The 22421-nt window shown below is 45.3% G+C and carries 18 protein-coding genes, 4 tRNA genes and 1 other annotated feature; of the genes, 9 read left to right on the forward strand and 13 right to left on the reverse strand.

The genetic code is table 11. The features are described 5' to 3' along the window. Window positions 1–106 precede the first annotated feature (106 nt). The 9 genes from OCV56_RS09760 to uvrY all read right to left on the reverse strand — a co-directional run bounded on the left by OCV56_RS09760 (window position 107) and on the right by uvrY (window position 9013). Window positions 107–1357, reverse strand: coding sequence for a carboxynorspermidine synthase (locus OCV56_RS09760; protein ID WP_086713624.1), 1251 nt, complete (start codon window positions 1355–1357; stop codon window positions 107–109). A gap of 8 nt (window positions 1358–1365) precedes the next feature. After that, window positions 1366–4317, reverse strand: a complete 2952-nt coding sequence (locus OCV56_RS09765; protein ID WP_190960461.1) for a pyridoxal phosphate-dependent class III aminotransferase — start codon at window positions 4315–4317, stop codon at window positions 1366–1368. 871 nt (window positions 4318–5188) lie between these two features. Continuing rightward, window positions 5189–5264: transfer RNA gene (locus tag OCV56_RS09770), tRNA-Gly, on the reverse strand. Between the two features lie 32 nt (window positions 5265–5296). After that, window positions 5297–5383: transfer RNA gene (locus tag OCV56_RS09775), tRNA-Leu, on the reverse strand. Window positions 5384–5463: 80 nt separating this feature from the next. Then, window positions 5464–5539 (reverse strand) — tRNA-Gly (locus OCV56_RS09780). 37 nt (window positions 5540–5576) lie between these two features. Next, window positions 5577–5650: transfer RNA gene (locus OCV56_RS09785), tRNA-Cys, on the reverse strand. Between the two features lie 266 nt (window positions 5651–5916). Next, window positions 5917–6474, reverse strand: a complete 558-nt coding sequence (gene pgsA, locus OCV56_RS09790; RefSeq protein ID WP_019821134.1) for a CDP-diacylglycerol--glycerol-3-phosphate 3-phosphatidyltransferase — start codon at window positions 6472–6474, stop codon at window positions 5917–5919. A 46-nt stretch (window positions 6475–6520) separates the two neighbouring features. Then, window positions 6521–8353, reverse strand: a complete 1833-nt coding sequence (gene uvrC / locus OCV56_RS09795; RefSeq protein ID WP_086713625.1) for an excinuclease ABC subunit UvrC — start codon at window positions 8351–8353, stop codon at window positions 6521–6523. 15 nt (window positions 8354–8368) lie between these two features. Beyond that, window positions 8369–9013 (reverse strand): UvrY/SirA/GacA family response regulator transcription factor, encoded by a 645-nt coding sequence (gene uvrY / locus OCV56_RS09800; RefSeq protein ID WP_004729778.1) that lies wholly within the window; start codon window positions 9011–9013, stop codon window positions 8369–8371. A gap of 426 nt (window positions 9014–9439) precedes the next feature. On the opposite strand from uvrY, the gene OCV56_RS09805 reads away from it, so the two are divergent. Further along, on the forward strand, window positions 9440–11803 hold the full coding sequence (locus OCV56_RS09805; protein ID WP_086713626.1) for a DNA polymerase II: 2364 nt from the start codon (window positions 9440–9442) through the stop codon (window positions 11801–11803). Window positions 11804–11888: 85 nt separating this feature from the next. On the opposite strand, the gene OCV56_RS09810 is transcribed toward OCV56_RS09805, so the two are convergent. Next, window positions 11889–12656, reverse strand: coding sequence for a nucleotidyltransferase family protein (locus OCV56_RS09810; RefSeq protein WP_086713627.1), 768 nt, complete (start codon window positions 12654–12656; stop codon window positions 11889–11891). Between the two features lie 137 nt (window positions 12657–12793). Between OCV56_RS09810 and efpL the strand changes: the two genes are divergently transcribed. The 3 genes from efpL (at window position 12794) to OCV56_RS09825 (ending at window position 14333) form a co-directional block, all read left to right on the forward strand. Then, window positions 12794–13363 carry an elongation factor P-like protein EfpL gene (gene efpL / locus OCV56_RS09815; protein WP_086713628.1) on the forward strand — a complete coding sequence of 190 codons (570 nt, stop codon included), beginning with the start codon at window positions 12794–12796 and terminating at the stop codon, window positions 13361–13363. A 10-nt stretch (window positions 13364–13373) separates the two neighbouring features. Next, window positions 13374–13703 (forward strand): HI1450 family dsDNA-mimic protein, encoded by a 330-nt coding sequence (locus OCV56_RS09820; RefSeq protein ID WP_086713629.1) that lies wholly within the window; start codon window positions 13374–13376, stop codon window positions 13701–13703. A gap of 147 nt (window positions 13704–13850) precedes the next feature. After that, window positions 13851–14333, forward strand: a complete 483-nt coding sequence (locus OCV56_RS09825; protein WP_017061495.1) for an RNA methyltransferase — start codon at window positions 13851–13853, stop codon at window positions 14331–14333. A gap of 220 nt (window positions 14334–14553) precedes the next feature. Here OCV56_RS09825 and rluB read toward each other — a convergent pair whose 3' ends face one another. The 3 genes from rluB to rnm all read right to left on the reverse strand — a co-directional run bounded on the left by rluB (window position 14554) and on the right by rnm (window position 17282). Then, a complete protein-coding gene (gene rluB / locus OCV56_RS09830; RefSeq protein ID WP_086713630.1) occupies window positions 14554–15585 on the reverse strand; it encodes a 23S rRNA pseudouridine(2605) synthase RluB in 1032 nt (343 codons plus the stop codon). A 159-nt stretch (window positions 15586–15744) separates the two neighbouring features. Continuing rightward, window positions 15745–16365: an L-threonylcarbamoyladenylate synthase gene (locus tag OCV56_RS09835; protein WP_076654692.1), complete on the reverse strand. Its 621-nt coding sequence runs from the start codon at window positions 16363–16365 to the stop codon at window positions 15745–15747. A gap of 62 nt (window positions 16366–16427) precedes the next feature. Beyond that, complete coding sequence (gene rnm / locus OCV56_RS09840; RefSeq protein WP_086713631.1) at window positions 16428–17282, reverse strand: RNase RNM; 855 nt, start codon at window positions 17280–17282, stop codon at window positions 16428–16430. A 120-nt stretch (window positions 17283–17402) separates the two neighbouring features. Here rnm and OCV56_RS09845 point away from each other — a divergent pair, with 120 nt between their 5' ends. The 5 genes from OCV56_RS09845 to trpCF all read left to right on the forward strand — a co-directional run bounded on the left by OCV56_RS09845 (window position 17403) and on the right by trpCF (window position 22367). Next, window positions 17403–17528, forward strand: a complete 126-nt coding sequence (locus tag OCV56_RS09845) for a trp operon leader peptide (RefSeq protein WP_009848753.1) — start codon at window positions 17403–17405, stop codon at window positions 17526–17528. Beyond that, window positions 17475–17589, forward strand: a sequence feature (Trp leader region). It overlaps the preceding gene by 54 nt. Window positions 17590–17714: 125 nt before the next feature. Then, window positions 17715–19304, forward strand: a complete 1590-nt coding sequence (locus OCV56_RS09850) for an anthranilate synthase component 1 (RefSeq protein ID WP_086713632.1) — start codon at window positions 17715–17717, stop codon at window positions 19302–19304. A gap of 2 nt (window positions 19305–19306) precedes the next feature. Further along, on the forward strand, window positions 19307–19897 hold the full coding sequence (locus OCV56_RS09855) for an aminodeoxychorismate/anthranilate synthase component II (protein WP_010438041.1): 591 nt from the start codon (window positions 19307–19309) through the stop codon (window positions 19895–19897). A 9-nt stretch (window positions 19898–19906) separates the two neighbouring features. Further along, a complete protein-coding gene (trpD, locus tag OCV56_RS09860; RefSeq protein WP_150330741.1) occupies window positions 19907–20902 on the forward strand; it encodes an anthranilate phosphoribosyltransferase in 996 nt (331 codons plus the stop codon). A gap of 25 nt (window positions 20903–20927) precedes the next feature. Next, window positions 20928–22367, forward strand: a complete 1440-nt coding sequence (trpCF, locus tag OCV56_RS09865) for a bifunctional indole-3-glycerol-phosphate synthase TrpC/phosphoribosylanthranilate isomerase TrpF (RefSeq protein WP_086713634.1) — start codon at window positions 20928–20930, stop codon at window positions 22365–22367. Window positions 22368–22421: the final 54 nt, after the last annotated feature.

A 22421-nucleotide genomic window follows, 5' to 3' on the forward strand; every position in this document is an offset into this window, starting at 1 on the left:
CTCGCTTTAGGGAATGACGGTGTTCTTAGGCATCTCATGGAAGAAGTACCCATCACCTTCATCATTCCCCCACTAATTCAAAGCGAGGTCAGAGCCTAACTATGTATTACTTCAATTTGTGGATCAGAGGTAAACCGGCTGTCGGCTCTAGCTCTTGAACATGCCAATCCAGACCGATTTCTGGCATGGTTGCTAGAAACGGGTCTGGGTTTAGCTGTTCCATGTTGAACACGCCTTTATCAGCCCATTCACCACGGAAGAACTGCAGTGCAGCGGTAATTGCTGGAACACCTGTTGTGTAAGAGATCGCTTGGTGCTCTACGTCTTCGTAAGCCACTTCGTGGTCTGCGTTATTGTAGATGAACACGCTGCGCTCTTTACCATCTTTCTTACCTTGAACCCAAGTACCGATACACGTTAAACCTGTGTAACCCGGAGCCAAAGACGTTGGGTCTGGCAGTAGTGCTTTAAGAACGTGTAGAGGTTGAACCACAGTGCCATCGTGCAACGTTAGCGGATCTGGGCTAAGAAGACCGATATCACGCATGCAGTTGAAGTAGTTCAGGTAAGCATCACCAAAGCCCATCCAGAATTCGATTCGCTTAGCTGGGATGAATTCCTTCATTGAGCGAACTTCATCGTGCGCCATTGAGTAAACTTTGTGAGAACCACAGTTAGGGAAATCAAACTCAAGCATACGAGAGTGACAAGGTACTTGTTTCCACTCTTCATTTTCCCAGTAGAAAGAATCGCCTTGGATCTCAAGCATGTTCGTTTCTGGGTCAAAGTTTGTCGCAAACTTCTTGCCGTGATCGCCAGCATTCACGTCCATTACATCAATTGAGTCAATCTCATCGAACAAGTGCTTAACCGCGTACGCGGCAAAGATTGATACCACACCTGGATCAAAACCAGCACCAAGAATACCTGTGATGCCCGCCTCAGCGAACTTTTCACGGTAGCCCCACTGCCAATCGTAAGCTTGTGGTACTTGTTGGCCTTCAGAACATAGGTCAACCGCAACTGATGTATCTAAGTAAGATACTTTCGATTGGTAACACGCTTCCATGATCGCCATGTTTACCCAAGGAGGACCAGCGTTGATCACTAGATCAGGCTTAACTTCTTTAATCAAAGCAACAAGTGCATCAACATCGTCAGCGTTTACTGCGCGAGCTTCTAGCTTTTTAGTTGAGTCTTTAAGGTTGTTTTTACCTTTAATCGATTCGATGATTTTTTCACACTTCGCGATTGTACGAGAAGCGATTGTGATATCACCCAGAACTTCATTATTTTGCGCTGCTTTATGTGCAACAACCCAACCAACGCCGCCTGCACCAATTTGTAGAATAGCCATAGTATTAATTACCCTTGTTGTTCTGCTAGCTCAGTGGCTAGAGTTTGAATTTTATTAATTAGAGATTTGAAATCTGAAGTCTTTAAGCACGGATTTAAGATAGTAAATTTAAGCGCGCTCTTACCATCCACGACCGTTTCACCCAATACCGCAACACCACGAGTCAGCGCTTCCAGTCTTAGCGCTTGGTTCAGTTTGTCTAAATCTAGATCACCGTTTGCTGACTGCTTGTTCTTCGGCTTAGATCGGAACAGCACTGTCGATAATGAAGGCTCCGCGAGTAGCTCTAAGTCTGCTTGGTTTTGAATCAAGTCAGCCACTTCTAGCGTTTGCTCAAGAAGATGATCGTACATGTCGCCCAACTGCTTTGGTCCAACGCTTTGCATCGTCATGAAGACTTTCAATGCATCAAAACGCTTGGTCGTCGCGATAGACTTGTCGACTAAGTTCGGCAGCTCATCGTGTTCACGGTTTAGGTAATCTGCGTGATGCAGAAGGTACTTAAAGTTCGCTTTGTCTTTCAACAACACCGCGCCGCAGCTGATTGTTTGGTAGAAAAGTTTGTGGAAATCGACACTCACAGAGTCCGCTTTTTCGATACCTTGTAAACGAGCTTTATGACTACTCAAGATAAGCGCGCCACCGTAAGCACTGTCGACATGGAACCAAAGGCCTTGTTGGTTTGCGATATCTGCAATCGCATCAAGGTCGTCGATAGCACCATGATCAGTTGTACCTGCCGTACCCACTACAGCAAAAGGAATCAAGCCTTGAGCTTTAAGTGCTTTGATTTCTGCATCCAACAAATCCGGTTTGATGGTGCCATTAGCGTTTGTCTCAACACAGCACACCACGCTCTCGCCTAAACCAAGCAGTGAAGCGGATTTTTGAACCGTGAAATGAGATTTATTTGAACATAAGATGCGAAGCTTGCTCGCGTAATCTGGCAAACCCAGCTTTTGGATTGAGTGACCATCGTGCTTATCCGCCACCCAGTCTCTCGCGAGCAATAAGCCCATTAGGTTACTTTGCGTACCGCCACTGGTGAAAACACCGTCCGCTTGATCGCCAAGTTGGTACTTGTCACACATCCAGTCAACCACTCGCTGTTCAACGTAAGTTGCAGCCGATGCTTGATCCCATGAATCCATTGATTGATTCAGAGCCGCGATGATTGATTCCGCCGCTACCGATGCCATAAGAGGAGGAGTATGCAGGTGTGCTATACAGTCTGGGTGTTGCACGAAGATAGAGTTAGCTGCAACTAGGTCTGCAGTGCTATCTACAACGTCCACCAAAGCGTGTTGGTTGTTGTCTAGGTCGACAGCCTTGATCGCGGCTTCCAGAACCTTTGGTTCTAGACCTGAGTAAGGAGCTTCAACCTGCTCAAAAACGGCCTTCATTGCTTGAGTCGTTTGGTTCATAACGTTAGCGAACTCGTCACTACCGCCTAAACCGGTGTGGATAAAGTGCTTGTTCCACTCTTGGTTTGCTTGCTCACTTGAAGCTTGATCGTCTTGAGCACCTCCGCCAGCAGCAATGATGGCTTCTTCCATCACGCGCAGCGCAAAGTCTATCTGTTCGAAAGAAATAATCATTGGCGGAAGGAAGCGAATCACAGAGCCATCACGACCGCCCTTCTCGACCATCAAACCACGCTCTAATGCTGCGCGTTGAATCGCTAGAGTTAATTCACCGTCTGATTTAGGCTCACCAAATTTATTAAGTTCGCCGCTTGGTTGCTTGATCTCAGCGCCAAGCATTAAGCCTTTACCTCGAACTTCCGCAATGCAGTTCACGCGAGATTGAATCTTCTCTAATCCATGACGTAGATATTGGCCTGCAATGTTCGCATGTTCAACCAAACCGTCTCTTTCGATGATTTCTAACGCTTTCGCACCAGACACCATTGCCAGTTGGTTACCACGGAAAGTACCCGTGTGTTCACCCGCTTTCCAAGTATCGATGCTCTTATCGAATACCAGCAGCGACATAGGCAGCCCGCCACCAATCGCTTTAGATAGACATAAGATATCAGGATTAACGCCTGACTCTTCAAACGCGAATCGATGACCTGTTTTGCCAACACCACACTGGATTTCATCAAAAATCAGTAGGATGCCATGTTCATCACAGATGCGACGTAAACCTTGTAACCAAGAGGCCGGAGCTGGAATCACACCGCCCTCACCTTGTACAGGTTCAACGATCATCGCAGCTGGTTTCATGATGCCAGACTCATCGTCATTCAACATACGCTCGATGTAACGAATGCTCGCGTTGGCGCCCGCTTCACCACCAATGCCAAACGGGCAGCGCAGGTTGTATGGGAAAGGCATAAAGTGCACATCAGACATCAAGCCGCTACGACGTTCTTTAGTGCCGAGGTTACCCATCATGCCCATGGTGCCGTTGGTCATGCCATGGTAAGCACCACGGAAAGCAAACATGGTGTTACGACCTGTAGTTTGCTTCGCTAGCTTGATTGCCGCTTCAACAGCATCAGCGCCTGATGGGCCACAGAATTGAAGAACCGAGTTATCTGAAAAGTCTTGAGGAAGAAAAGCTTTAACTCGCTTGATAAACGTCTCTTTTGCTTGAGTCGTGATATCAAGAGTTTGGTATGGTAAACCAGAATCAAGTTGATCTTTGAGCGCTTGGTTAATTTCTGGGTGGTTGTAACCCAAAGAAAGTGTACCAGCACCGGCTAAGCAATCGAGAAAGAGTTGGCCACGAGTATCTTCAACTAAAGCACCACATGCTCTTTTAATAGCAATAGGCAGGCGTCTTGGGTATGAACGAACATCCGACTCATGCTGTTCTTGCTCAAGCAAAATAGCATCAGGTGTTAGGTCGTACGTTCCCTCTAAGATAGGAACCATAGTTGAAAATGAATTTGCGATAGTATTGATATCGACTTCAAAGGCGGTAGTCATAAAAGTCCCCTTGAATGTGTTCATACTCACCTCCATCAGACGCAATTGCACACCGTCCCTCTATTGATTTAGAGAGAACTCATAGTGAAACACGCGTATTGTCTAGAAATGAGATATAGCTGTACGCTCGCATAAGTCAAATGACGAATACGAAATTAGGCCGTCTTAAGACAGCGAAAAATTATTAGCGAGAGCTCAAGGTTCAGTAATGCTACTGTTTTGAAGAATTGGACATTTTTGCAGGATCGGGCAGCTATGAGGAGCTGATCCCTTTGGAAATGCAGAGCTGATTAGCAATGTTGTAGTTAGTATGTTCAATGTTGGGTTTCCCATTAGCATGGCGAACTGCGCCATAAGTATCCCGTCTATCAGCTAAAGAACTAGCCGATACCTACCCTACGTAATGTCCCAATCAGCAAGAATGGTCACTACGCGTATCCCCCAGAAGCAATCACGGCTCTTTTTGAGCATCGGTCATTCCGAGATTGCGCGGGAAAGTAACATAAAGTGAAACGAACTATCAATAGTTTTTAATGATGGCTTAATAAATAACGGAAGTGACGGAAAGATCGTTGAAAATATCATCAGTGCGGACTTTCATGATAGAGACCCCCGATTCGCTCGTTCCTCACGCCCGAGGATGACGGTGTGGGGGGTTATAACCATTGCTAGAGAAGCTTTGAGCCATTGTACCTTTCCGTCATTCCCTAGAACGAGGAACGAATTCATAGCGAATCTCGCTTTTAAAAGCTGAGTGATATAAACGTATTTGATAGCGGAGGTTTTGATATAAAAATGATGCTTGGGCGCAGGTTCGAAGAAATGAATACAGATATGGAAACGCTGAACGGCAGAAACCAAAAAGCCCGAACATTTCTGTTCGGGCTTTCTAATTTGGAGCGATACATCGGGTTCGAACCGATGACCTCAACCTTGGCAAGGTTGCGCTCTACCAACTGAGCTAGTATCGCATTTGCTTTATCGAAATAAAGACTTTAATAGATGGTGCCCCGGGCCGGACTTGAACCGGCACAGCGCGAACGCCGAGGGATTTTAAATCCCTTGTGTCTACCAATTCCACCACCAGGGCACGCAATTCTTTATTGCGATGCCGATTACTGAAAAGTAAAACACCATCTTAATGCTGACGCCAATCAACATTACAAAATTTGGAGCGATACATCGGGTTCGAACCGATGACCTCAACCTTGGCAAGGTTGCGCTCTACCAACTGAGCTAGTATCGCATTTTCATTCATCAACTTTCTAAAATGAAAGAGAGAATGGAGGCGCCTCCCGGAGTCGAACCGAGGTCCACGGATTTGCAATCCGCTGCATAGCCACTCTGCCAAGGCGCCTTAGTAACTCCAATCGAATCGCTCATTGCCATCCTCTTGGGTACGGGATGCATTCTACGGATTCAGACGATTGAGTCAATATTATTTTTGTATTTTTAATTCGTTTGAATAGATTTCATACGAAACAGGCCAAATAGCTGACTTTATGTGCAAAAGACACTGTGAGCAGGTTATTCAAAGGAGATCTATATCACATTAGATATCCAGTATTGATAACTTAGCCTTAGGTTAAAGATCAAAAAAGCGAGCCTCAGCTCGCTTCTTCATCAATGATGTTTTTCGTCTAACAAATCATCTTTGGCTGCCATCAAGTATTGCGCCATCGACCAGTAGGTTAGAATCGTTGCAACATAAAGTGCGATGTAGCCAACCCAAACCATCCAATCGTCATAGCGCCAGATAAGCACCCACAATGCGAACATCTGAGAAACCGTTTTGACCTTACCGACCCAAGATACAGCAACACTCGCGCGTTTACCTATTTCAGCCATCCATTCACGAAGCGCTGAAATGATTATCTCACGAGCTATCATAGTCACTGCTGGGATAGTCACCCAAATCGAGTGGTAATGCTCAGTAATCAGGATAAGAGCCGTAGCAACCAACACTTTGTCAGCTACCGGGTCTATGAATGCACCGAAGCGAGACGTTTGCCCTAATTTACGAGCTAGCATGCCATCTAGCCAGTCAGTGAAACCCGCTACCCAAAACACCATTGCAGCAGCAAAAGGAGCCCATTGATAAGGTAGATAGAAAACGACAACGAATACTGGGATCAAAAATAGTCTCAGTAAGGACAAAATGTTAGGTATATTCAAACGCATATTATTGGGCTCTTATTAATTGCGCTTTAATGGTGCGGGATTTTTACTATTGTTTCAATGCTTGATAAATGTTTTCTGCCAAAGAATGACTAATGCCCGGCACTTTGGCTATTTCTTCGACAGTTGCACGCTTAAGTTCTTGTAAGCCACCCATATATTTCAACAAAGCTTGACGACGCTTTGGCCCTACCCCTTCAATTCCTTCCAAAGCACTGGTTCTTCGCGTTTTACCACGTTTCGCCCTATGCCCTGCAATCGCGTGATTATGGCTTTCGTCACGGATGTGTTGGATAAGGTGCAGCGCTGGTGCATCACTTGGTAAGTTAAACTCTTCACCTTCTAGGGTTACCAAGGTCTCTAAACCAGGTTTACGGGTCACCCCTTTCGCAATACCCATCATTCTCGGTCTAAACGGCCAATCACCCCAATATTGGGAAATTATCTCATGAGCGCGGTTAAGCTGCCCTTTACCACCATCGATGAAGATGATGTCTGGGATTTTGTCTACATCGAGTTGCTTCGAATAACGTCTCTCAAGTGCCTGTGCCATTGCCGCGTAATCATCACCACCGGTAATGCCCGTAATGTTGTAACGGCGGTATTCTGGTTTCACAGGGCCTTCCTGATTGAACACTACACAAGACGCAATCGTGCTTTCACCCATGGTATGACTGATATCGAAACATTCCATGCGTTTAATCGCATCCATCGACAGCACTTCTTGTAGCTCTTTGAAGCGCTGATTAATCGTCATCTTGTGATTAATCTTGGTCGTAATTGCCGTTAACGCATTGGTGTTCGACAATTTAAGGTAACGCCCACGAGTACCAGAGGGATTAGTGTTGAAATGGATTTTACGACCTGCAACCTCACACAAAGCTTCTTGGATCGGTGTGACGTCTTCCATTAAATCCGCGTTCAAAATCAAACGGGTTGGGATGGTTCTCGCTTCATTATGCGCTAAGTAATACTGGCTTAAAAAGCTCGAAAAGACCTCTTCGCGTACCGTATTGTTTGGAATCTTAGGAAAGTGGCTTCGGCTACCTAAGACTTTGCCTTGGCGGATCATCAAGATATGAATACACGCCACGCCATTCTCTTGAGCAAAGCCCAACACATCCATATCTTCCATAGAGTCGTCAGATACATACTGTTGTTCTTGCACACGTCGAATCGCTTGGATTTGATCGCGGAAAGCAGCAGCTTGTTCAAAGCGAAGCTCTCGGCTTGCCTTGTCCATTTTTTCGATAAGCGTTTCAAGGACGAGCTTGTCTTTCCCTTGCAGGAACAAACGAACATAGTCGATAAGCTCACTGTACTCTTCATCAGAGATGATCGAACTGACACATGGCGCAGCGCAACGACCAATTTGATACATCAAGCATGGACGTGTTCTGTTGGCATAAACCGTGTCTTCACACTGACGAGCAGGAAAGATTTTTTGAATTAGGTGTAGCGTCTCACGCACAGCGCCGGAGTCAGGATAAGGACCAAAGTATTCACCCTTTTTCTTTTTAGCACCACGGTGCATCGACAAACGAGGATGCTTGTGACCGCTAATAAAGATATAGGGATACGACTTATCATCACGCAGAAGTACGTTGTATTTAGGTAAGTACTGCTTGATGTAGTTGTGCTCAAGAATGAGCGCTTCTGTTTCCGTGTGCGTTACGGTGACATCGATCTTGTCAATATTACTGACTAGAGCGCGTGTTTTTTCACTGTCGACTTTTTTACGGAAATAACTGGAAAGACGTTTTTTGAGGTTCTTAGCTTTGCCGACGTAGATAACGACAGCCTCGGCGTTATACATTCGATAAACGCCGGGCTGCTCTGTTACTGTCTTGAGGAATGAGACTGAGTCAAACAAGTTGGTCACTATACGATCTCAGTGTTAAAGGGTCTCAGTGTCTAACATTCCATGTCTAATCGCTAAATGCGTCAGCTCTACATCGCCACTGATATCCAACTTGCTGAACAAGCGGTAGCGGTAACTGTTGACTGTTTTAGGACTTAGATTGAGTTGTTCTGAAATATCCGTCACTTTCTGACCTTTGGTAATCATCATCATGATTTGAAGTTCACGTTCAGATAAGTCTGCGAATGGATTTTCAGACGCAGGCGAGAATTGGCTCAAAGCCATCTGCTGCGCAATTTCTGGTGAAATGTATCGTTGGCCACTGTTGACCACTCGAATTGCATTGACCATTTCATCCGGACCTGCACCTTTAGTAAGGTAACCAGCAGCTCCAGCTTGCATCACTTTAGTTGGAAACGGATTTTCCGTATGAACAGTTAAAACGATGATTTTAACATCAGGGTTGAAACGCAAGATCTTCTTGGTTGCTTCTAAGCCACCAATACCAGGCATATTCATATCCATCAAAATAACGTCAGTATTATTAGTACGACACCATTTTGCAGCATCTTCACCGCTTTCAGCTTCCCCTGCTACGTTCATTCCACGGACGTCTTCAATAATACGTCGTATCCCTGTGCGAACCAGCTCGTGATCATCTACAAGGAAAACATTTATCAAACTTGTATCTCCACACTATTAATTGGCTCTGCAACCACTGTGTCGTTTCATCTGTTTGAAACAATAGGACAAAGGAACAGTGGATCGCAGCATTGAGTACATCTTAACTTAATTACTAAAAAAAAGCTCTGTTGAATATGTGCTGAAACACGAACTTTAGCAAGTACTTATTAACTAATAAGCTAACTAAAACAACAAGCTTTTTCTAAAAATCAATCAGTTAAAACAACACCCAATAAAATTACATAAGATAAAGATATTTTCAATACCATTGAATAACCATTCGCAACAATTTCACTTATTTGCTTATAGAGTCCCGTTATTTGGCTCTACTAACTAGAATTTAGTTAGTATTTTTACTGCCTGTTGTGCGCAGAGGGTCGCTAGATGGTAGTATTCGATTCCCCATTTCAATAGGTTACTACATTGGATATTCAGCAAGGCTTTGTACTCACAAGACAAGCAAGAGATTTTTCAGGGCGCACACAAATCGACTTGTGGTTAAGCACCCCTCAAGGCCCTACTCTGCTGACGATTCAAAATGAAAAACCTGTATTTTTCGTTGCTCAATCTGATGTCGAAGCATGTCAAACCATCGCAAAAAAAGAGTCGATCGACTGCCAATTTAAGCCTCTAAAACTAGCCACATTCGAGCAAACACCTCTCGCCGCTTGTTACACCTCACAGTCCAGAAGTAGCTTTGGTTTGGCGCAAGCCTTTCACAACGAAGAAATCCAAACCTTTGAAAGTGATATTCGACTCGCCGATCGATTCTTGATGGAACGTTTTATAAAGGGAAGTATTGAGTTCACTGGAACGGCGGTGCAAAAGAATCAGCATCGTAGAGTCTCCAGCGCAAAATGCCGAGCAGGTGACTACTTACCCAATCTATCTGTAGTCTCGCTTGATATTGAGTGTTCGGAAAAGGGTGTGCTTTATTCTATTGGCCTAGACAGCCCGATGGACAGCCGAGTGATCATGGTCGGTGAACCACAACAAGCCGACACCAATATCCAATGGGTTACTAACGAGAAAGCTCTACTCGAAGCAATGGTTGCTTGGTTCTCTGAATTTGATCCTGACATCATCATTGGTTGGAACGTTATCGACTTCGATTTTAGACTGCTACACAAACGTTCAGAATGGAACGAAGTGAAGCTCAACATCGGAAGAGACAATCAACCGAGCTTTTTCCGTAGTTCTGCACAAAATCAGCAAGGCTTTATCACCATCCCAGGGCGCGTTGTCTTGGATGGCATCGATATGCTCAAGACGGCAACCTATCACTTCCGTTCTTGGTCTCTCGAATCGGTATCGCAAGAGCTGCTTGGTGAAGGCAAAGACATCCATAACGTTCATGACCGTATGGATGAGATTAATCGAATGTTTAAGTTCGATAAACCTTCACTCGCTAAGTACAACCTGCAAGACTGTGTGCTGGTAAACCGCATCTTTGAGCACACTCACCTACTCGACTTCGCGATTGAACGTTCTCGATTAACCGGTGTTGAGCTGGACCGTGTTGGCGGCTCTGTTGCAGCCTTTACCAATTTATATTTACCTCAGATTCATAGAGCGGGCTATGTCGCCCCTAACCTAGAACCAGAGAACTGGATCGCTAGCCCCGGTGGCTACGTGATGGATTCGATACCTAACCTTTACGACTCGGTTTTAGTTCTCGATTTTAAGAGCCTGTATCCATCGATCATTCGTTCGTTTTTGATTGACCCTATGGGGCTTATTGAAGGATTGAAACTGGAACTAGGTCCAGACGAAAACCAAGCGGTTGATGGTTTTCGCGGAGGACAATTCCACCGTTCTAAACACTTCTTACCTGAGATGATTGAAAACCTGTGGGCAGCACGTGATGTTGCGAAGAAGAACAACGAAAAAGCATTCTCTCAGGCGATTAAGATCATCATGAACTCATTCTATGGGGTGTTAGGTTCGTCTGGCTGCCGTTTCTTTGATACCCGATTGGCGTCATCAATTACGATGCGCGGTCATGAGATCATGAAACAAACTAAGGTTTTGATTGAAGACAAAGGCTACCAAGTGATTTATGGGGACACGGATTCAACCTTCGTGTCTCTGAACGGCAGCTATGATCAGGAAAAAGCAGACGAGATCGGAAACGCACTGGTCGCTTACATCAACGATTGGTGGACGAATCACTTAAAAGAAACCTACAACCTGACTTCTATACTCGAATTGGAATACGAGACTCACTATCGCAAGTTTCTAATGCCAACTATTCGAGGTTCAGAAACAGGCTCGAAGAAACGTTATGCCGGATTAATCACTCAAGGTGACCAAGAGAAGATCATCTTTAAAGGACTAGAGAGTGCACGCACCGATTGGACACCTCTCGCGCAGCAATTCCAACAAACCTTGTATGAGATGGTATTTCACGACCAAGATCCGACTGACTATGTCAGACAGTTTGTCGATGAAACCTCGGCCGGCAAGCATGATGATTTATTGGTGTATCAAAAGCGTCTGCGTCGTAAGTTACATGAATACCAAAAGAACATTCCGCCACAGGTTCGTGCAGCTCGTATGGCCGATGAAATTAATACCCAGTTAGGACGCCCTCTTCAATACCAAAACAAAGGACGTATTGAGTATTTGATTACTCTGAGTGGCCCTGAGCCCAAAGAGTATTTAAAGAGTGGTATCGATTATCAGCACTACATCGATAAGCAGATTAAACCCGTCGCAGAGGCAATATTGCCCTTTATTGGCTTAGATTTTGAAAGAGTCAGTGGGCAGCAGTTAGGTCTATTCTAAAACTACTTTCGAGCTGTAATAGAAACAAAAAAGCAGAGGAATGTTCAATTCGCTCTGCTTTTTTATATTGATAGATTACGAAACTCTATCCGATTCGAAACTCTGTTTTCTGGTACTGCTTAACCAGCCACTCTCCAAAGCCGTCCAGAATACCAATAACCGAACGTTTCGGAATCGCTCTTCCAGAAAGTAAGATGCCCAATCGTTGGATTTCAACTTCTCGATCTGGGTGATACTTCAAAAACTGTTGGCCACACTCTACTGGATCATCGAACCAATATTTATCTCGGTACATCACCAAAGAGTAACTCGCTCGCAGAAGCTTCTTGGCGATAATCACCTGCGCAGCCACTTGCTGCTCTGGCGTTGTCGCTCGTACGATCTTGTTGCGATATACCGCCAGCCAGTTTTCCGCATCCATATTCCAGTGTTTAGCGATTTCCCAACTTGTTTCAAAATCACCATAGCAATCCGATAAGTCTTCACCGTACACACACACCGACAGATGCTTGAGCATAAAGCCCCATGTAAAGATGTTATCGAAGTCGACCACTTCACTCACCAAGGTGGTTTTTATTGCCACTTGGGTGACTTGAGGAAAGCTCTTTTGGAAACGCCATTTGATGGTGTTTAACAGCGTGGTTCGCTGCTCAGGAAACGGACGGTGTGTCACCACAACCACATCAATATTTGAGCGACCGGCTACGGCTTGCTTGCGAGCAACACTGCCATAAATATAGACACTGTGTAGATTAGAACCTAAACCACCTTTTAAGAAGGTAATCAGATCGTTAACCACAGGTTGGAATTCAGGTTGAAATGGCTGTGTTGGGTCAATAACAGGTAGCTGCATAGGTCGTTTCGGCTAATAAAATCATGATTTAACTATAACTCTATGATCGCCTAGGTGACTTTATGATTCAAGCTATTCCTATTTATAGCATCTCCGAGATATAATCAGCGGATAGACCCAATAAGGACAAACACAAAATGCCTAGAGCAAGTGAAATTAAAAAAGGTTTTGCTATCACAGTAGAAAGCAAAACAGTGATCGTTAAAGATATCGAAGTAACAACACCAGGCGGCCGTGGCGGCCAAAAAATTTACCGCTTCCGTGGTAACGACGTAGCAACTGGCGTTAAAACTGAAGTTCGCCACAAGGCTGACGAAATCGTTGAAACTATCGACGTAACTAAGCGTGCAGTAATGTTCTCTTACGTTGATGGCAACGAGTACATCTTCATGGACAACGAAGATTACACACAATTCATTTTCAACGGTGAAACAATCGAAGACGAACTACTGTTCATCAACGAAGACACTCAAGGCATGTACGCGATCCTTATCGACGGCAACGCTGCAACGCTTGAGCTACCAACATCTGTTGAGCTAATTATCGAAGAGACTGATCCTTCAATCAAAGGTGCATCAGCGTCTGCTCGTACTAAGCCTGCGCGTCTTTCGACAGGTCTTACCATCCAAGTACCTGAGTACATCGCAACTGGCGACAAAGTAGTAGTAAACACTGCTGAACGTAAATACATGAACCGCGCAAGCTAAGATACTTATTATGACCGAAGCTAACAACCTAATGTCTTATGACGACGCAATTGACACTGCATACGACATCTTCCTAGAGATGGCACCTGACAACCTAGAGCCTGCAGACGTGATTCTTTTCACGGCTCAGTTTGAAGATCGTGGCGCAGCAGAGCTTGTTGAAACTGGCGATGATTGGGTTGAACATGTTGGCTTTGAAGTCGACAAAGAAATCTACGCTGAAGTGCGCATTGGTCTTGTGAATGAAGCTGATGACGTTCTAGACGACGTATTTGCTCGCATGCTAATCAGCCGTGACCCAGAACATAAGTTCTGTCACATGCTATGGAAACGCGACTAATACCGCTGTCGACGCTCATCTGCATGAGTAAACAAGTATTCATGTAAGCGAGTTAGAAGTTAGCCGAGCCCATTGCTCGGCTATTTTTATCACGCTATTTTCCATTGTGATTCATCACTTTCATCATCAACGTTAGATTCACTGATTATGACCAAAGCAAAAACAGACACACAATCAAAAGGCTATGCCTGCATTGGCCTAGTTAACCCAAAGACGCCTGAAAACGTAGGCTCAGTGATGCGAGCAGCTGGCTGTTACGGCGCCAACTCTGTGTTTTACACGGGCACACGCTACGACCATGCGCGAAAATTCCATACCGACACCAAAGAGAAGCACCTAGCCCTGCCTTTGATTGGTGTTGAAGAGCTGAAAGATATTATTCCAGTAGGCTGCGTGCCTGTTGCTGTTGATCTAATAGAAGGTGCTAAACCTCTGCCTGATTACAAGCACCCACCACGCGCGTTTTACATTTTTGGTCCAGAAGACGGCACGCTAAAGAAAGAGATCACCGACTTCTGTCGAGAGACGATTTACGTTCCGACCAACGGCTGCATGAATCTAGCGGCATCAGTGAATGTTGTGCTTTACGACCGATTGGCGAAAGGCGACAACTTTTCGAATCATAAGTAGAAGATACGAGATACGAGATACGAGATACGAACAGATTATAAATGCGCGCGTACACGAAAGGCACGCTTACTGTCGTTTATAACAGCATGTTTTCGATACTCGGTTACTCGCATCACGCATCTTCTATTTCTTCAGACGTAAAAAAACCTGCTAAGTTAGCAGGTTTTTTAGTATTCAGTGCTTTAAGACAATGAAGCTTTAAGCTTGAGAACTTACGTAATTACTGACGTGTTCTTGGCTTCGCTGGTTTAGCCGGACGACCATTGTTCAGTTTAGGCTTACTTTTGTTAGCCTGAGGCTTGCCTTTCGCTGCTGGAGCACTACGACCTGAATCAGGAGTTGTAGTTCCGCGAGTTGCAGGCTTCTTGCGCTTAGTTTGGTTGCTACGGCCTTTTGGTGCGTTTGCACGCTCTTCGTGACGCTTGACAGCACGACGAATTTTTTGGCTACGAGAACGCTCACGCTTACGAGAAGTATTTGAAGGATCAAGATCCAACAATGTCTCTTTTTCAGGTTTAAGCTCAACAAGCTCACGCAGGTAGTTAACTTCTTGAAGGTCTAGCTCTTTCCAACCGCCACGAGGCAGTTTCTTATCAAGGTAGATATCACCGTAACGTACACGTTTCAGGCGGCTTACTGTTGTTTCTTGTGATTCCCAAAGACGACGAACCTCACGGTTACGACCTTCGTTAATCGCTACGTAGAAAGTATGGTTCATACCTTCACCACCAGCGTAAACCACATCTTCAAAACGAGCCATGCCGTCTTCTAGTTGCACGCCACGAGTAACATTTTTAACTTTCTGTTCAGTCACTTCACCGAATACACGTACCAAGTACTCACGCTCAACCTGACGGCTTGGGTGCATTAGACGGTTTGCAAGCTCACCATCAGTAGTGAAAAGCAAAAGACCCGATGTGTTTGCATCAAGACGACCAACTGAAATCCAACGAGAACCACGAATCTTAGGTAGACGATCGAAAACAGTACGGCGGCCTTCAGGATCGTGACGAGTACAAAGCTCACCTTCAGGTTTGTAGTAAGCAAGTACACGACAAACCACTTCTTCAGAAGCCTTGCCTGAAACAGTATGGCCATCGATACGGATCACTGAGTTCTCGTCTTCAAGACGCTCGCCCAATTTCGCAACTTGACCGTTAACACTTACACGACCAGATTTGATTAAACCTTCTAGTTCACGACGAGAACCATGACCAGCTCGCGCTAAAACCTTCTGTAATTTTTCGCTCATTTACTCTTTTCTACCTAATTGTCGTCTTCACAGACGTCGAATGAATTTTTCGCGACCAAATCGCGGTCGCGTATTATCGCAAATAACCTGCCAAAAAGCACTTGTTATTTACTCTGGCAGGTTTGCTGTATCGTTACAGACTGTTAATCAGTAAAGCGATTATTCAAACGGCGCTGGATCACCTGCACCACGACGTAAAATCACAGCATCATCGTCACTGAAGTCAATAACCGTAGTCGGTTGCTCACCTAAGTAGCCGCCATTCAAAATAACATCAACCGCATGCTCTAGGCTGTCACGAATTTCTTCTGGATCCGATTCTGTCGTCTCGTTACCCGGAAGAATCAGAGACGTCGACATCAATGGTTCGCCCATCGCTTCCAACAGGTCTAGAGCAATCTTGTTGTCTGGGACACGAATACCAATAGTTTTACGCTTCGCGTTCATCAGACGCTTTGGCACTTCTTTAGTGGCTTTAAAGATAAACGTGTATGCACCTGGTGTGTGTGCTTTCAGCAGACGAAAAGCCACGTTATCGACTCGTGCATACAGGGATAACTCAGAAAGATCACGGCATAGCAACGTAAAGTTGTGCTTGTCATCGATGCGACGAATTTTACAGATGCGTTCAAGTGCTTGTTTGTTTTCAAGCTGACAGCCCAGCGCATAGCCGGAATCTGTTGGATAAACCACAACACCGCCATTACGAATAATCGCAACAGCTTGAGTAATTAAGCGTGCTTGTGGGTTATCTGGGTGTACATAAAAAAACTGGCTCATTGTTGATCCTCGTTATCGAATCTCTCGACTCTATCATCAGAAGGAGCTGGTTCACCTAAAGACTATTCAGATGGTGAAACCGTTTGAAACTCCCAATCTTTCCATACTTCTTCGACCCCAGAAGGTAGCCAGAGATTACGTCCAAGTTCCATCCACGGAGATGGGTAATGGAAATCACTGCCTTGGGAGGCTAATAGTTTGTATTGTATAGCATAATCTGCAAGTGTGCGTCTTTCTTGTTGCGCTTGCTGAGGTTGAGCGACTTCCATCGCATCCCCTTTCGCTTCAACAAATGCAGCTAGCAAGCGCTTAACCCACTTGGCTGTAAGGCCATATCGCCCAGGGTGAGCGAGGACAGCTTGGCCACCAGCAGCATGAATCGCCGTGACAGCATCACTCATTGAACACCACGTTGGCGGCACATAACCTGGGTTATTGCGAGTAAGAAACTTTTTAAACACCTGCTGCATGGTTTTCGCATAACCATTATCGACGAGCCACTTAGCGAAGTGAGCTCGAGTAATAGGCGCATCACCCGCAATCAATTTAACTTCTTCTAACACCCCTTCTCGAGTCGCTTTCTCAAGACGTTGAGCAATCATCTCTGCACGTCCAATACGGTGTTGTTTCTGTTGCTCAATGAGCGCTTTAAGATCTGGTGATTCAGGATCAACGTTTAACCCAACAATATGGATATCTTTGTTTTGCCAAACAGTCGAAATCTCAATGCCGTTGATCAGCTGAATAGGAAGGTTATTATCAGCAATATAGTTGCGTGCTTCAGCAAGCCCATCAGTCGTGTCATGATCTGTAATCGCTAACGCTTCAATGTTAAAGCTTAGCGCTCGGTCAATTAGCTCAGGTGGAGTAAGTCGGCCATCTGAGGCTGTTGTATGACTATGTAGATCAATTCTCATATATTCTTTTTCATTGTTTTCAATTTTTATCGTTATATTTGTGTCAACACACTTGACCCGCAAGCTTAAAACTAGTTAACTAGTACACAAATACGAAGTATCACATTTGATAGGTTCACCATGTTACAAGAATTTAACCAAAACCATAAAGATAAAGTTTTAGAACTTTCTTCAGTAGAAGCAAGTTCAGAGCTTAATTGGTGGCGCACTTGGACAAGTTCTTGGTGGGCTAACGTGTACTTCTAGTTAAACAGTTTGTTTATAAAAAAGTTATCACTAAGCCCGCTTTCATAGCGGGCTTTTTAATTTGTCGAACATCTCACATTCAACTGACTAACAAATCATCGAATTGACCATATTCTAGATTGGGTGAAAGGTATCTTTATGCGACTATGTACGACAGGAAATTTAAAGAATCATAAAGGAGGTCTTGTGAACAAGGCCATTGAAATCAAAAAGCTGGGAACCATTGAGGTCATCAATTCATCAGTTCCTTACTCGCAAGATCCAACCAGCGTTTTTCATACTTTGTGTGAAAACAAAACAGACAGTTTGCTGTTGGAATCGGCTGAGATTGAATCCAAACAGAACCTAACAAGCCTACTCCTTATCGACTCTGCTGTTCGCATTGTATGCCGCGAACATGAAGTAACCTTTCAAGCATTGACTGAAAACGGTCAAGCGCTTATCGAACACCTAACTCAAAACGTGAAAGCAGAAATCAAATCTGACCTGACTGATAACGTTTTGACGCTCACTTTTGTCGAGCCAAGCAACGAATTAGACGAAGACTCACGTTTAAGAGAAGCCTCTTCATTCGACGCACTGCGTTTGGTTCAGCACAGTTTTGAGCAAGACGCTGATAACAAGCACGCACTGTTCATGGCTGGCCTATTCGCTTACGACATCGTGGCAAACTTTGAACCGCTAGGTGATGCTGAAGCAACCAACAACTGCCCCGATTTTGTATTCTACGTAGCTGAAACACTATTGCGTTTCGACCACCAAGAAAACGAAGGTCTGCTACACGCAAGCTTGTTCGCTCAAGACGACAGTATTAAAGCACAGCTAACTGAGCGCTTAGCCGACATTCAAACGCAATGTCAGTCACTGAAAGCCATCACAGAAGTTACGCCACTAGACAACGTTGATGCAGTACCAAGCGTTTCAGATGAAGACTTCTGCCAAACGGTTCGTGACTTAAAAGAATACGTAGTAAAAGGCGATGTATTCCAAGTAGTACCATCACGCCGTTTTACGCTGCCTTGTCCTGCTCCATTGGCAGCCTACAAAGAACTTAAGCAAAGCAACCCAAGCCCTTACATGTTCTACATGCAAGATGAGCTATTTACTCTGTTTGGTGCTTCTCCAGAAAGCGCGCTGAAGTACGAAACTGAAACCAACCAAATCGAGATCTACCCAATTGCGGGCACTCGTCGTCGCGGTAAGCGTCCTGATGGTCAAATCGATTTCGACTTAGATAGCCGTATCGAACTTGAGCTGCGCACCGACAAGAAAGAAAACGCAGAACACATGATGCTTGTCGACCTAGCGCGTAACGATGTAGCACGTATCGCGGAAGCTGGCACTCGCCACGTAGCAGACCTGCTAAAAGTAGACCGCTACAGCCATGTGATGCACTTGGTTTCTCGTGTTGTTGGTCAGCTACGTGAAGACTTAGATGCCCTACACGCTTACCAAGCTTGTATGAACATGGGTACGTTAACGGGCGCACCAAAAATCCGCGCAATGCAGCTTATCCGTGACGTAGAAAAGACACGTCGTGGTAGCTACGGTGGTGCGGTCGGTTACCTAACCGGTGAAGGCACGTTAGATACGTGTATCGTGATTCGTTCCGCTTACGTTGAAGATGGTGTTGCACAAGTGCAAGCGGGCGCTGGTGTAGTATTCGATTCAGACCCACAAGCAGAAGCAGATGAAACTCGCGGCAAAGCACAAGCGGTAATCTCAGCGATTCAAGCTGCACACACTAAGAACATCTCAAATAAGAAGGAGTCGTAATCATGGCTGATATTGTATTCATCGATAACTTCGACTCGTTCACTTACAACCTTGTAGACCAGTTCCGTTCATTAGGTCACAGCGTGAAGATTTACCGTAACAACATTCCCGCTAAGGTCGTTGAAGCAGCGATAAACGAATTAGACAACCCTGTTGCCCTACTTTCACCGGGCCCTGGCGCTCCAGCAGACGCGGGCTGTATGCCTGAGCTGATTCAGCTGCTAAAAGGCAAAGTGCCAATGATTGGAATCTGCTTAGGTCACCAAGCTATCGTTGAAGCTTATGGCGGTACCGTTGCAGGCGCAGGCGAAATCATTCATGGTAAGGTGTCGATGATGGAACATCAAAACCATGCGACTTACCAAGGCTTACCTTCTCCACTGGCTATTGCTCGCTACCACTCTTTAGTAGCAACGCATGTATCAGATAGCCTAACGGTGACAGCTGAAGTCGATGATTTGGTCATGTCTGTGGTTCAAGAACAAGACAAGGTGTGTGGATTCCAATTCCACCCTGAATCAATTATGACGACCTACGGTGCAACGCTTCTTGCGAACGCTATCGAATGGGCTCTTGAGAAAAAGACGATATAGGAAACGATCATGGAACAGATTAATAAACTTTACGAGCAGCAGTCTCTTACTCAAGAAGAAAGCCAACAGTTATTTGATGTTATCATCAAGGGCGAACTAGACCCAATTCTGATGGCTTCTGCTCTGACTGCACTTAAGATCAAAGGTGAGACGCCAGACGAAATTGCTGGCGCGGCGAAAGCACTGCTTGCTAATGCAAACCCATTCCCTCGCCCTGATTACGATTTTGCAGACATCGTAGGTACAGGTGGTGACGGTCACAACACCATTAATATTTCGACGACTTCAGCATTTGTTGCCGCTGCTTGTGGTTTAAAAGTTGCGAAACACGGTAACCGTAGTGTATCGAGCAAATCAGGCTCTTCTGACTTGCTGGATTCATTTGGTATCAACCTAGCGATGACGGCAGAAGACACTCGCACAGCTGTCGATGAGCTTGGCGTCGCGTTCCTATTTGCTCCGCAATACCACGGTGGCGTTCGTCACGCGATGCCTGTTCGTCAAACCATGAAAACACGCACCATCTTCAACATCCTTGGCCCACTGATTAACCCTGCTCGCCCTAACATCGAGCTTATGGGTGTTTACAGCAAAGAGCTAGTACGCCCTATCGCAGAAACCATGCTGCAAATGGGCATGAAGCGTGCAGCGGTTGTTCACGGTAGCGGACTTGATGAAGTAGCGATTCACGGCGAAACCATGGTTGCTGAAATCAAAGATGGCGCAATTCACGAATACACAGTGACACCGGCAGACTTTGGTTTGAACACTCACCCTCTTGAAGCAATTAAGGGTGGCGAGCCAGAAGACAACAAAGCTATCACAACAGATATCCTGACGGGTAAAGGCACTGAAGCCCAAGTTGGCGCAGTAGCCGTGAACGTTGCTTTATTGATGCGTCTATTTGGTCACGAAGACCTAAAAGCCAACGCACAACAAGCCATTGATGCGATGAACTCTGGCAAAGCCTACGAGCTTGTACAAAAGCTTGCTGCGCACGCCTAACGAACGACGAATTGAGACAAAGAACATGACACAGACTACCGATAAACTGTCGACCCACGTTTCCGTCAAAGAAGCTGAAATGGCGGAAGTACTAGCAAAAATCGTTCGTGATAAATACCAATGGGTTGAAGCGCGTAAGCAAACTCAACCGTTGGAAGAGTTTAAAGCAGAGCTAACCGCAACAGACCGCAGCTTTTATGATGCCCTGAACGGCGAACAGACGGTTTTCATCACTGAATGTAAGAAAGCCTCTCCGTCAAAAGGTTTGATCCGTGACGAGTTCGACTTGGACTACATTGCATCGGTTTACAACAATCACGCTAACGCGATTTCAGTACTGACCGACGAGAAATACTTCCAAGGTGACTTTGAGTTTTTACCTAAGGTTCGCAGCATTGCTAAGCAGCCAATCCTGTGTAAAGACTTCATGGTTGATACCTACCAAGTTTACCTAGCGCGTCACTATTCAGCTGATGCTATCTTGTTGATGCTATCAGTATTGGATGATGAAGAGTACAAAGCGCTTGCTGAGGTTGCTCACTCACTTAACATGGGTGTGCTTACTGAAGTCAGCAATGAAGAAGAACTTCACCGTGCTGTGGCTCTAAACGCTAAGGTTATCGGTATTAATAACCGTAACCTACGTGACCTTTCGACTGATTTGAATCGTACCAAAGAGTTGGCTCCACTGATTCGCGAACTGGCTCCAAACGCCATCGTGATTTCAGAGTCTGGTATCTACACACACCAACAAGTACGTGACCTTTCAACATTTGCCGATGGCTTCCTAATCGGCAGCTCTCTTATGGCTGAAAAGAACCTTGAACTGGCCGTTCGTAAAGTAACGCTGGGCGAAAACAAGGTTTGTGGTTTAACGCACTCTGACGATGCCGCGAAAGCGTATCAAGCAGGTGCGGTATTCGGTGGTCTGATTTTCGTTGAAGCGTCTAAGCGTCATGTGGATATCGAAGCAGCTCGTTTAACGATGAGCGGCGCGCCATTGAACTACGTGGGTGTGTTCCAAAACCACAGCGTGGCAGATGTGGCTAACACGGTTTCTGAGCTCGGTTTGTTTGCAGTACAACTGCACGGTGATGAGTCTCAAGCGTATGTTAATGAGCTAAAACAATCACTGCCTGAAAACGTTGAGATTTGGAAAGCTTACGGTGTGGCTTGCGGCGCTGAGAGCGCGTTACCAGAATTACTGGAAAGCAACGTGACTCGCCACCTTCTAGATACTAAAGTGGGTTCTCAAACAGGTGGTACAGGTCAAGCGTTCGATTGGAGCCTGATCAACAACCAAAGCGCAATCATGTTGGCAGGTGGTCTAAACCCAGAAAATGCTAACCAAGCCGCTAAGTTGGGCTGCTTAGGATTAGACCTAAACTCTGGTGTTGAATCTGCTCCGGGCAAAAAAGACGCAGACAAACTACAACGCGCTTTTGCAGAGATTCGTAATTACTAATCTGGCTTTTAAAAGCAAAATCCAGAACTAGAGCTAGAAAGCGGAAACTAAAAC

The sequence above is a fragment of the Vibrio gigantis genome, assembly GCF_024347515.1.
Taxonomy (GTDB): domain Bacteria; phylum Pseudomonadota; class Gammaproteobacteria; order Enterobacterales; family Vibrionaceae; genus Vibrio; species Vibrio gigantis.